At 71.5% G+C, this 12,196-nt stretch carries 9 protein-coding genes, 1 tRNA gene and 1 other RNA gene; 4 read left to right on the forward strand and 7 right to left on the reverse strand.

Annotated features, from left to right (window positions below):
- Positions 1–129 precede the first annotated feature (129 nt).
- Positions 130–227, reverse strand: an RNA gene (gene ffs / locus VFZ70_00145) — signal recognition particle sRNA small type.
- Between the two features lie 454 nt (positions 228–681).
- Here ffs and VFZ70_00150 point away from each other — a divergent pair.
- Complete coding sequence (locus tag VFZ70_00150; protein HEX6254196.1) at positions 682–3,633, forward strand: AAA family ATPase; 2,952 nt, start codon at positions 682–684, stop codon at positions 3,631–3,633.
- A gap of 3 nt (positions 3,634–3,636) precedes the next feature.
- Here the strand turns inward: VFZ70_00150 and VFZ70_00155 are convergent, their stop codons facing one another.
- Positions 3,637–4,653, reverse strand: coding sequence for a PDZ domain-containing protein (locus tag VFZ70_00155; protein ID HEX6254197.1), 1,017 nt, complete (start codon positions 4,651–4,653; stop codon positions 3,637–3,639).
- Between the two features lie 80 nt (positions 4,654–4,733).
- Positions 4,734–5,888 carry a site-2 protease family protein gene (locus tag VFZ70_00160; protein HEX6254198.1) on the reverse strand — a complete coding sequence of 385 codons (1,155 nt, stop codon included), beginning with the start codon at positions 5,886–5,888 and terminating at the stop codon, positions 4,734–4,736.
- Positions 5,889–5,952: 64 nt separating this feature from the next.
- Between VFZ70_00160 and VFZ70_00165 the strand changes: the two genes are divergently transcribed.
- A tRNA-Ser gene (locus VFZ70_00165) sits at positions 5,953–6,041 on the forward strand.
- Positions 6,042–6,342: 301 nt separating this feature from the next.
- Here the strand turns inward: VFZ70_00165 and VFZ70_00170 are convergent.
- The 4 genes from VFZ70_00170 to VFZ70_00185 all read right to left on the reverse strand — a co-directional run bounded on the left by VFZ70_00170 (position 6,343) and on the right by VFZ70_00185 (position 8,704).
- Entirely contained in the window at positions 6,343–6,732 is a 390-nt protein-coding gene (locus VFZ70_00170) for a globin (GenBank protein ID HEX6254199.1), read from the reverse strand.
- On the reverse strand, positions 6,729–7,271 hold the full coding sequence (tadA, locus tag VFZ70_00175) for a tRNA adenosine(34) deaminase TadA (protein HEX6254200.1): 543 nt from the start codon (positions 7,269–7,271) through the stop codon (positions 6,729–6,731). Before tadA ends, VFZ70_00170 begins: the two co-directional genes overlap by 4 nt.
- Before the next feature lie 339 nt (positions 7,272–7,610).
- Positions 7,611–8,453, reverse strand: coding sequence for a methyltransferase domain-containing protein (locus VFZ70_00180; protein ID HEX6254201.1), 843 nt, complete (start codon positions 8,451–8,453; stop codon positions 7,611–7,613).
- 122 nt (positions 8,454–8,575) lie between these two features.
- Entirely contained in the window at positions 8,576–8,704 is a 129-nt protein-coding gene (locus VFZ70_00185; GenBank protein HEX6254202.1) for a hypothetical protein, read from the reverse strand.
- A 273-nt stretch (positions 8,705–8,977) separates the two neighbouring features.
- Between VFZ70_00185 and VFZ70_00190 the strand changes: the two genes are divergently transcribed.
- Together VFZ70_00190 and VFZ70_00195 are read left to right on the forward strand one after the other, a co-directional pair.
- Positions 8,978–11,653 carry a hypothetical protein gene (locus VFZ70_00190; GenBank protein HEX6254203.1) on the forward strand — a complete coding sequence of 892 codons (2,676 nt, stop codon included), beginning with the start codon at positions 8,978–8,980 and terminating at the stop codon, positions 11,651–11,653.
- Positions 11,654–11,921: 268 nt separating this feature from the next.
- Positions 11,922–12,196: ATP-binding protein (locus VFZ70_00195; protein HEX6254204.1), on the forward strand; the 275-nt coding region annotated here is incomplete at its 3' end.

Below are 12,196 nucleotides of genomic sequence, written 5' to 3' on the forward strand. Positions count from 1 at the left end.
TGACGTGGGACTGGCCGACGATCTCGGCGAAGGTCTGTGGCCGGTACTTGCGGTAGAGCGAGACGTGGGCCATGGCACCTCGGAGCATCCGCCGATGTCCACGCCATGATCGCTACCGGACGGACGAATAGGTACGGGGAACCCGCAGCACCCGTCACGAACCGCTTATGGCTGCTGCCTTCCGGCCCTGACCAGGTTCACGGTGCGACGTCGCACGGGACCGCACCCTCGTCCGCCCGGTACCAACCACGACGGACCACGGATCATAGCAGCCGTCTGGTGGGGCGACCTGCCCGTACGGGGTGGCGATCTCGGACACCTCGGCACCGGAATCGGGCAGGTGCCCGATATCGGGACGGGGTGCTGAGACGCATCGTCACGGAGACGCAACGCACCCAAGGGAGCGACGATGCACGACTACGTACACCTGCGACTGCACACCATGCGTACCCGTCAGGCCGCAGCGCGGGCCGAACGCGCCCGGCAGACCGCGGAACGGACCGGGCCCGCCCGTCGCAACACCGACCGGACAGGACGTACCCGCCCGATCCCTACTGCCGTGCCTGACGCACATCCCATCCCGATGGGCACGCCCGCAACGGGGTCCACGGCGGAACCCGCGGTGATCGACGGCCCCGACAACCCTCGCGACGCGGTCGGAGCAGGTCGTACGCTGCAATCGTGACCCGCACGATCCGCAGCGAACGGCTCATCGGTCGCGCCGACGAGCTGAAGCAGTTCGACCGCGTGTTGGGCGCCGCCGCCGCCGGACGCGCCTCGACCCTGCTCGTCGGCGGTGACGCAGGTGTCGGGAAGACGCGCCTGCTCGACGAATGGAGCCGCCGGGCCGGCGACGCGGGCGCGCGCATGGTCATCGGTCGCTGCCTGCAGCTCGGCGCGGCGTCGCTGCCCTTCGGCGCCGTCGTCGAGGCGCTCCGTACGCTGGTCGGCGACACGCCGGCCGGTCGCCGCCGTGAGGTGTTCGGGCCGTTGCAGGCCAGCACCGAGCTCGCGCGTGTGGTCCCCGAACTGGGTCCGTCCGACCCGACGGGAGACTCGGTCATCGACGTCGTGGGCGGTGACCGGCAGCTGCGCATGTTCGAGCAGGTCGCCGCACTGCTGGGCCACGCGGCGCGGCGCGCGCCCGTCGTCGTCGCGATCGAGGACCTCCACTGGGCGGACCAGTCGACCCTCGACCTGGTGAGCTACCTGGTGCACACACTCGACGACGCAGCGGTCGTGCTGGTGCTCACGTACCGCACCGACGATCTGGGCCGTCGTCACCCGCTCCGGCCACTGGTCGGCCGCCTGCGGCGGGTCCCGTCCGCCGTGCCGATCGAGCTGTCGCCGCTCGACCGGTACGAGCTGGCCGAACTGGCTGCCGCGATCCTCGGTGACCTCCCGACGACCGCGCTGCTCGACGACCTGCATGCGCGCACCGAGGGCAACCCCTTCTTCGCCGAGGAGATGCTCGCCGCCGCCGACACCGTGGTGGGGCCGGTGCCCGACGCCCTCGCCGGCCTTCTGCTGTCCCGCGTCGACCGGCTGCCCGACGATGCCCAGGCGGTCGTGCGGATCGCCGCCGCGGCCGGCCGCGACGTCGATCATGAGCTGCTCACGATGGTGACGGGTCGCCGGCTGGGCCTGCCGGAGCCCCGTCTGCTGCAGGCGCTGCGGGACGCCGTTGCAGAGCAGGTGCTCGTGGTCAGCACCGACGGCGTGGGCTACGCCTTCCGCCACGCACTGCTGCAGGAGGCCGTGCACGGTGATCTGCTGCCCGGCGAGCGCGTGCAGGTGCACGCCGAGATCGCCGGGATCCTCACCGAACGGCCGGACCTCGCCGGAGCGGCCGGAGCGACCGCCGCGCTGGCGTGGCACTACGCGGCGGCACAGGATCAACCGCGCGCACTGCGGGCGTCGGTGGAGGCCGCCCGCGCCGCGCACGCAGCGTTCGCCGTCGCCGACGAGCAGCACCACCTCGAACGCGCACTCGAGCTGTGGGACGTCGTGCCGGACGCCGCCGACGCGGCGGGAACGACGCGCAGCGACCTGTTGATCGCGGCTGCGGCGGCAGCCCATGGCGCGGGGCAGCCGGTGCGGGCCGAGCGCTACGCACGGACGGCGCTGGACATCCTCGACGAGGACGAACAGCCGACAGCCGCGGCGTTGGCGTGGATGTGGCTGGCCAACGCCCGTCACGCCGCCGGACATCCGGGCGCGTTCGACGCCCACGACCGCGCCGCCACGCTGATCCCGCGGGAACCGTCGGCCGCGCGTGCCCGGGTACTCGGATCCCACGCCGCGGCCCTCATGCTGGCCCCGCGGCTCGAGGAGGCGGCGGGGCCGGTCGAAGAGGCGGTGCGTGTGGCGCGCGAGGTGGGCGCGCACGGCGATCACATGCATGCACTGCTCTGCGCCGGGGTCGTCCGCTCCGCCCTCGGCGATCCTGACGGCGGTCTCGCGGCATTCGCGGAAGCACGGGAGCTGGCTGCGCGGATCGGGTCGCTGCACGTGGCACGCCTGTACGTCAACGAATCCGACGTCCTGTTCAACCTCGGACGCGCCGAGGAAGCGCTCGCCGTCGGCCGCGAGGGCCTGGCCGTCGCGCGTGAGTTCGGCCTCCGGCGCAGTGCCAGCACATGGATGCACGGCAACCTCGCGGAGTTTCTCCTCCACCTCGGTCGTCTCGACGAGGCGCGGATGCACCTCCATGAGGCCGCCGCGCTGCGCGGCGCCGACGTCCGAGACATGCACCTCCAGCTCCGGCATGGCCAGTTGGCGTTGCTGACCGACGATCTCGACGCCGCCGACGAGGCGCTCGAGCTCGCGGCACGCGTCCACCACGGGGTGGCCGCCGGGGCGCAGATGGCCGGACCCCGGCACGAGCTCGCGGCCGAGCTCGCTCTCGCCCGCGACGACCCGGATACGGCGTTCGCCGCCGTCGTGGCGGGCCTCGACAACGTCGAGGAGGCCGACGGCGTGCGCCGCTACGGCGGCTGGCTGTACGCGCTCGGTCTGCGCGCCGCTGCGCTGACCGGTGGCGGACCGGGGCGGGCGGCGGCCACACGCGTGCACGACCGCCTGGCGGCGTCCCGGACCACGGCCGTCCACGGTGCCAGTCCCATGTGGCGGGCGCAGACCGCGGTGGCCGACGCGGAGTGGGCGAGCCTGCATGGCCACGACGACGCGTCCACCCGCTGGCGCGCGGCGATAGCCGCGCTCGACGACCGCGGGTTCGTCCCCGCCGCGACCGTCGCGCGCATCCGCCAGGCCGAGTCCGTGCTCCCCGCCGAACGTGCCGTGGCCGAGACCGCGCTCGAACATGCCTGGCACGACGCCGACGATGCTGGTCTCGCCCTGGCGCGTCGGCAGGCCGAGGCGGTCGCGCGCCGGGCCAACATCGCCGTCGGGCCACGCACCGCGTCCGACACGCCGTTCGGGCTGACGGCCCGCGAACTGGAGGTCCTGCGTTTGGTCGCCGAGGGGCGCAGCAACCCCGAGATCGGCCGTGCGCTGTACATCAGCCGCAAGACCGCGAGCACGCACGTGTCGAACATCCTGTCCAAGCTCGGTGTCGCGACGCGCGGCGAGGCGGCCGCCGTGGCCCATCGGGACGGCCTGGCCGGCGGTTGACGCTCAGGCGTCCGGCTGGGACCGACATGCGAGCGGCGGCGCCCGACCGCCCGCCGTCGCTTCGTCGGCCGGCTGCTGCAGTGCGGAACGCGCGGCGTCGAAGGAGTCAACGCCGACGACCGTCAGGTGACTGCCGGCCGGCACGGCGCTGCGTGCGTCGTCGACCTGCGCGTCGGGTGCCAGGAAGACCTCCGCGCCCTCGCGTGCGGCAGCTGCGACCTTGAGGTCGATGTCGTCGATGGTGCCGACCGTGCCGTCGATCCCCAGCGTGCCGGTTCCCGCGATCCGCCGACCCTTGGCGAGGTCGTCGTCGTCGACCAGGTCCAGGACCGCCAGTCCCACCATCAATCCGGCGCTTGGTCCTCCGATCCGCCCGGACAGCACGTCGACGTCGAACGGCAGGCGCACCTGTGGCGCGAACGTCGTGATGCGCACGCCGATCATGTGCCGGAGCTCACCGTCGACCACGCGTGGTTCGGGGGTCAGGCGCACGGAGCGCACGGCGCCGTCGCGTTCGATCTCCAGATCCAGCGGATCGACGCCGCTCACGGCGTCGATCAGTGCGGCGTCCGTCGTGATCGTCTCGCCGTCGACGGAGGTGATGACGTCGCCGGGGCGCAGCACACCGTCGGCCGGTGCGCCGTCGATGACATCGACCACGTCGGCACCGGAGCCCACCACGTCGACCGTCAGCCCGGCGGCACGCAACGCCACGACGACCGCCCGATCGGTGGCGTCGATGAACATGCGCCGCTGGCGCCGCAGGTACTGGTCGCGGCGGTCGTCTCCCAGCAGTTGGCGCTCGCCGACGACGCGTTGGTCGCCCCGGAGGGCCGCGACCGCCAGGCCGAAGACCGTGGCGTCGCGTTGCGCGACCGTCGTCAACAGGAAGTTCCCGTTGACCATGGCGTCACGATGGCCGTCGATCGCGACGCACGGCGGGATGGCGGCCGCCGTGCCGGGCATCTCGATGAACGCCGGCAGCGGCGCGACGGCGCCGCCGAGCAACAGCACGCCCACGCAGGCGACCAGGAACGACCCGTACCGACGCCGCCTGCGACGAGCGGTCGCGGACGTCGGCGCGCCGTCGCCTACCGCGTTCACGTGACGGCGTCGACCACGAGGCTCGGTGTCAGCAGGCCGACCGGCTCGCCGTCGCGGACCACGATCAGCATCTGGTCGCGCGCGCGGAACATCCGCTCGACGGCCTCGTCCATGGGCGTGTCGTCGCTGATGAAGACGTCCGGTTCGGCGATCGCGTCGACCTGTGTCGCGGCCCACCGCTCGCGGGGCACGTCGTTGAGGTCCCGGAGCGTCACACCGCCGACCAGCGGGCGACCGACGGGCCACAGCACCGACGGACGTTGCTGCAGCCTGGCGTCGATGTCGGCCAGCAGCGCTCCCGACGGGACCGTCGGGGGGACGACACCCATCAGATCGCGGACGCGCCGCCGGCTGAGCCGCTCACGACGGCGCGCCGCACCGTGTGCGTCGACCGACGACCGCAGCAGGAAGATACCGATCAGCCCGCCCCACAGACCCAACCGCGCGGCGAGGCGCAGGACGGGCCCGACGACGGGCACGCCGAGGTCGGGCAGCCCGGTTACCGACAGCATCGCGCCGACCAGCAGCAGTGCGGCGAACGCCTGCCCGATCCGTGCGGCCACGCGTGTGGCCAGGTTGCGCGACGACGTCACCATCCACACCACGGCCCGCAGCAGTCGACCGCCGTCGAGGGGATAGCCGGGGATCAGGTTGAAGATGGCCATCGCGGCGTTGAGCCACCCCAGATACCCGGCGACGAGCTCGGGGATCGAGAAGTCCGGCAGCAGCTCGACGAGCACGCCGCACAGTGCCGCGAGCACCAGGCTGATCAGTGGGCCGATCCCGACGATCACGAGCTCGTCGCGCGCCGACTCGGGCTCGCCGACGGACTCGGTCACACCGCCGAGCAGGAACAGCGTGATGCTGCGCACCTCCACCCCACGATCGAGGCTGGTGACCGCGTGCCCGACCTCGTGGGCGAAGATGCTGGCGATGAACAGCGCAGTCGTGACCGCAGCGGTCGCCCAGGCGGCACCGGGAGCGTCGACGAACGCCGCGCGTGGGAGGAGCTGACGGGCCAGCACCACCGTGAACAACCCGACCAGCAGCAGCAGCGATGGGCCGATCACCAGCGGCACACCGCGGATGCGCAGCAACGTCCAACGCGCTCCGAGGTACCCCGCGGGTCCCGCGCGTGCGCTGTCGGTCATGCAACTCCCCGGACGGCGTGCAACCACCTGTTCGCTATACTGCCCGCCGAGTTCCGATTCTGCTGGAGCCGTCGCCTAGTCTGGCCTATGGCGCGGTCTTGGAATGGCCGTAGGGTGGCAACGCCCTCGAGGGTTCGAATCCCTCCGGCTCCGCGCGCGCTCCCGAGGCACCTGTGCACCATGTCGCGGAACCACCCATGTCCGACTTCTCCCCGCCAGCCCACGAAGGGGCTGTCGTGAGCCGTCCGCGGACGCCGCGGTGGGTCATGGTCACCGCTGGCGCGACCGGCGCTGATCGTCGTACTGGTCGCGGCCGCGATCTTCTCCGAGCCGACCCACAATCAACGACTGCTCGAGTCCCTGTTGCTACCGCCCCACCTCCGGCCGAAGGGTGTGCCGGTCGAGCACCTCGTCGACGACCGGGTCAGCGTCAACTGACGCCCGACCGCCGTCGTCATGAGGCGTCAAGCTGTGTGTTGATCATGTGCGGCGCGGCCCGCGCCACGTACTCGAGCACCTCGCGGGCCGCCGGTTCCGGCCACGGTTGACGACCGATCGCGCCAGCCATCAACTGCGCCCAGCGCAGCGCCTCGGCCCGGGTGATGGCGAACGGCGCGTGGCGCATCCGCAGGCGCGGGTGTCCGTGCTGCTGGGAGTAGATCGGACCGCCACCGAAGTACTGCGCGAGGAACTGCGCGAGGTGGCGCTTGCCGGGTTCGAGATCCTCGGGATAGTGCGGGCGCAGCACGGGGTCCTGCTCGACCGCGGCGTAGAAGTCGTCGACCAGCGCGTGGAATGCCGCCTCACCGCCGACCTGCTCGAACACGGTGGGCGCGTCGGTCATCGCGTGCGACCGTCGCCGGTCGTGACCGCACCGGTTCCCGCGGACGCACTGACCGTGTCGTCGCGAGCGGCCGCGCGCGCCGCGTTGCGCCGATGGTGGAAGAAGCGGCGCAGCAGGCCCGCGCACTCGTCGGCCCGTACGCCCGGGATCACCTCGGCGCGGTGGTTGAGCCGCTCGTCACGGGCCAGGTCCATCAGCGAGCCGACCGCACCCGCCTTCGGATCGGGCGCGCCATAGACCAGCGTGGGGATGCGCGCGAGCACCACCGCGCCCGCGCACATCGCGCAGGGTTCGAGGGTGACGTACAGCACGCACCGCTCCAGCCGCCACGAGCCGATCTCCCGAGCGGCGGCGCGAAGCGCCAGCATCTCCGCGTGCGCCGTCGGATCCTGCCGTCGCTCCCGCTCGTTGTGCGAGCGGGCGATGACCCGCCCGTCGCGCACGACGACCGCGCCGACAGGTACGTCGGCGTGCTCCTGGGCGGCACGGGCCTCGACCAGCGCCTCGTCCATCCAGATGCGATGCGTCAGCGTGCTCACGTTGGGCGGATCCGTCTGTCTCTGGGTCCGCCAGCGTAGCCAGTGCCGCCGGCACCGCTCAGCCACCAGTAGCGCGGGGTGCCTGGCGCCCCGGCCATTCTCAGAATCGTCCGAGGGCCAGTACGACGAGGACCCCGAGCTCGACACGGGCTGGCAGTTCATCGAGGTCTGCACGGACGAGGGCAGCTTCGAGCCTGCGGAGAACGGGCAGCCGCTGCCGGTGGAGGCGATCGGGGGCCGTTGATCCCAGCCTGACCGACTACGACACCGCCGGTCGGTGCAGCTCGTCCATCTGGCGGGACCTGTCGGTTGCCACGTCGGTGAGAGCTGTGTGGGATCTCAGCCGTGGCGACGGCCGACGACATGGACGAGTTCGTTGGCGAGCACGTAGCTGCCGTCGGGCGCGCGGAACGGGGCGATGACCTCGAGGGCCCGCTGACGCAGTTCCTCCTCGCCGACGGCCTCCAGGGCCGGCGGCACGATGCCCGGCGACCGGAGGGCCCGCCATGCGATGCCGGCGTCGGCCCACTCGAAGCGTGCCATCGTGGTCCCGCGGGTGACGAGGTCGAAACCGGCGGCGTCAAGCATCCGCTCGGCCTCACCCGGGTCGCCGATGCGGGCGGTGTCGATGAGCTCGTCACGCACCTCGGGCGTGCTGCCGCCGAGCAGCTTGAAGTAGCCCCGAAGGTCGAGGGACCGGCCGGGACCCCAGAACGTGAACGCCGCGATCCCGCCGGGGCGCAGCACACGCGCCATCTCGGCGACGGCGTCGTCGCAGCCGCCCCAGATGCCGTTGAAGGACGTGACCACGTCGAAGCTCGCGTCGCCCCAAGGGAGCCCGAACATCGATCCGAGCACGAGCTCGGCGGTCGGCGCACGTCGGGCGGCGATCGCGAGCAGGGCATCCGAGGCGTCGATTCCCGCGACATCAGCACCGAGCCGCTCCGCGCGGCCGAGAGCCATGCCGCTGCCGCACGCGACGTCCAGCAATCGGGTGCCGGACCCTACGGCGGCGTGGCTGAAGACTGTCTCGATCGCATCGCGCGCATACGGCTCGAACAGGAACGCCCAGTCGGCCGCGGCATGGCCCCACGCGGCACCGGCAGCGCGCCAGGGGGTCTCCCGCGGCGTAGGATCGGTTGTGACCGTACCGTCCGTGGGGCGCTCGACGGTTCCCGTCATCGTGTCCTCCTGCGTGTTGTCGCAGCAAGGATGACGGAGTCCGCGCCGGCAGGATCCGTACCGGTCGCCCATCTCAGTGGCAGGCATCACCCATGCCGCGAGCCGGGCGACGGACTCCCGCGTCAGTAGTCGAGCAGGCTCGCGACGTCGAGCTTGCCGAAGCCGAACCCGGAGCTCCAGACCGGACCGGTGACGGCGCCGCGCGGCGCGGTGATGCGCAGCCGCGACCAGGACCTCCCCGTGTGCCGCACGGCCCCGCCGCCGACCGGATGATGTGGTCCCGCTGCGATCCACGGCGTGGAGCACACGTCGGCCAACCATTGCCTCTGATGCGGCTCAACGCGTATCAGGGCGTCACCTGGCAGCTCTGGACGGATGTGGTGGAATTGCGTTGACATGGCTGTGCGAGGCACAACTCCACCTGACGACATCGCTGTCCGTCTGTCAGCCCGAGCCATTCCGCCCAGCCAGGGCCTGCCGCTCCGGACGAGGCGGTAGCACCGGACGAGGAACGGGGATGCGCGATGAACATGGAGTTCCGGCCTGAGATCAACGCCCAGGTGGCGACCGACGACGAAGGCAGGGTCCGGCACGTCCTGCACATCGACGAGCAGTGGCGGTCCAGTGCGCAGACACCGAGGGAGGCTGCGGTCGAGTACCTCCGCGTGCAGCCCGGCACGCTCGAGACCGGAGGCATCTCGCTCGAGGGGATGGCCGAGCGGGCCACACACGACGAGCCGCGTGAGGCGGGCAGCGCCTACCGCATCGTCGACGAGAAGCGGCAGTTCGACAGCACGACGGTGGCGTTCGCACAGACCCACCTCGGCGTCCCGGTGTGGCGCGCCGGCATCACCGTGACCGTGAAGGACGACCCGACACGCGTGGTCGAGAGCACGAGCACGACGCTGCCGGAGGTGGATGCCGAGCTCCCACCACAGGAGGCCGTGGCGCGCTGGCAGCGGGCGACGCGGGCGAGCGAGCGTGGCGGGCGCGAGACGGAAGAGCGGGACGACAGCGCAGATGAGCTGGTCCGCAACGCCCTCGGGCTGGGTACCGGCGAGCGCGGCTCGGCGGATGTTGACGGAGCCCGGCTGCACGTCAACCAGAGCCGGTTCTACGTCTACCGCTACGATCCGCAGGCGCGGCAGCCCGCGGCGCCCGACGATCACGTGCAGGGGACCCATGACCTCGAGGCCGACGACGTCGAGATCACGTTGCCGCTCCCGCCGGTGCCCGACACCATCCGCGCGGGCGGCGACTACCTCGTCACCGAGGTCGTCTTCACGCTGCCGTATGCCGGGTTCGACACACTCAACTGGCGGGCGCTGATCGAGGTCGAGACGAACTCCATCCTCTGGCTGCGCGCGCTCGTCGCCGGGGTGAACGGTTTCGTCTTCACCCTCGACCCGATCAGCTCCACGGGTGACCTCGGCAACACCGCGGCACAGCCCAACGTCGTGCTCAACCCACTGCGCGACGACATCACGCTCGACCACCTGGACGGCCCGACCGCCGGCCAGCAGTCCCTCGCTGGCAGCAACGTGGTGCTCTCCGACGACGACGGGCCGAACATCGCCGCGCCGACCGAACCGACCGGGACCGACTTCGACTACCAGGCCCGCACGAACGACTTCGCGGCCGTGAGCGCCTACTACCACGCCGACGGCTTCTTCTCCGTCGTTGAGGATCTCGGCTTCGACCGCAACACCTACTTCGACGGCACGAACTTCCCGGTCCACGTCGACCACCGGGCGTGCGGCGGGACGGGCCTGACCGTCAACGCCTACTGCCAGGGCGATGCCCAAGGCGACGGCATAGGGCTCGTCGGCTACTGCCTCGCCGACCTCACCGACACGACGAACCCGCTGGGCCGTGCCGTCGACAAGTACGTCCACTGGCACGAGATCGGCGGTCACGGGATCCTCTGGGACCACGTCGACTCGCCGAACTTCGGCTTCGCGCACAGCGCCGGGGATGGTCTCGCGGGCATCCAGACCGATCCCGAGTCGATGCTGCGCGAGTTGGGGATGGTCGAGCGGTTCCGCTACACACCGTTCCGGCCGCTCCGGTGGATGAACCGCGACGTTGCCGACAGCTGGGGGTGGGGCGGCGCCAACGATGTCGGCGGCTATCCCAGCGAGCAGATCCTCGCGACGTGCCACTTCCGTGTCTATCGCGCCATCGGTGGAGACTCGGCCAGCCTCGACCGGCGCAGGCTGGCCTCCCGGGTCGTCACGTATCTCGTGCTGCGCGCGGTCGGCGACCTGACACCGTTGACCAATCCCGCGACGCCGGATGACTGGTGTGCGCGGCTCATGGCCACCGACGCCCTCGACTGGACCACCGAAGGGCTCGTCGGCGGCGCGTACCACAAGGTCATCCGCTGGGCCTTCGAGACGCAGGGTCTCTTCCGAGCGCCGGGCGCGCCGACCACCGATCCGGGGCAGCCGCCACAGGTCGACGTCTACATCGACGACGGGCGCGGCGGCGTGTACCTGCCGCACCTCGACGACGTCACCGGGACGGCCGACATCTGGAACCGGCGATTTCCTGACGGCGGCCTGGCCCACGAGGCGCCCCTCGCGGGCTTCCCCGGATACGTCTACGTGCGGGTGGGCAACCGCGGCACCGCCCCGGCGACGAATGGCTCGGTGAAGCTGTTCCACGCGGACCCGGCGGGTGGCCTCGCGTGGCCGGCGGACTGGTCGCCGGCGACGACACCTCAACTCGCCACAGGTGGCCCGATCACCCCGGGAGCATCCGACGTGATCGGACCCTTCTCGTGGTCGCCTGCGGCCGCACGCCCCGTGTCGCTGCTCGCGAGCGCTTCGGCCACCGGCGACGCGAGCAACGCCGACACGATCACGGGAGCCATCGCCCACTGGCGGCTCGTGCCGAACGACAACAACACGGCCCAGCGGGACGTCGTCGCGGTCGTGGCCGACCCCTGCGAGCACACGACCGCGCTCGCCGAGTACGTCGAGACGCTCGGTCTGCCGCAGGGCCTCGAGAACAGTCTGACCTCCAAGCTGCGGAACGCCGCCCGCGACTGCACGCATGGCAGGACGAACGCGGCGTGCGGCAAACTCGGCGCGTTCGACAACGAGGTCGAGGCCAAGACCGGCAACGGGATCACACCTGCCCGGGCCGCGACCCTCGCCGCGCACAGCGCCGCCATCCAGTCGGCGCTCGGCTGCTGAGTCCGGACCGGGAACGCGAACCGACCGGTCCGACGGTCAGCTGTGGCGCCAGCGGACGAGCAGGACGCCTCCCGCGAGCGACAGCAGCAGGCGAGGGACCGTCGCCGACGATGTCCAAGGACCTCACGCGGGGAGAGCGAACGGGATCGAGCGCTCGAACTTCTGGTTCTGGATGGTGTGCCCGTCGGTCTCCTCGCGGGGCACCCGTGGTCAACGATGATCACCTCGGAGGCGTGGATGCCAGAGCCACGCGCGAGGAGTGGTGGACGTGACGACCGTGGTGCGGGTGAGCAGTCAGACGCTCGTCGGTCGGGACGCGCAGCTGCGCGCAGCCGTGGCGGCTGTCGAATCACTGCCGTCCGACAGAGCGGGTGTCGTCACCGTCACGGGTCCGGCTGGGATCGGCAAGACCCGCTTCGTCACAGCACTGTCGGACCGGTTGCAGCCCACGATGCTGCGATTCTCACCGGTCGCTGCATCGACCTCGAGCGTCACCGTCCAGCGGAACGCTGATCTTGGAGATCGTCGAGACGAACGAACCGC

It is taken from the genome of Euzebyales bacterium (genome assembly GCA_036374135.1).
GTDB lineage: Bacteria > Actinomycetota > Nitriliruptoria > Euzebyales > JAHELV01 > JAHELV01.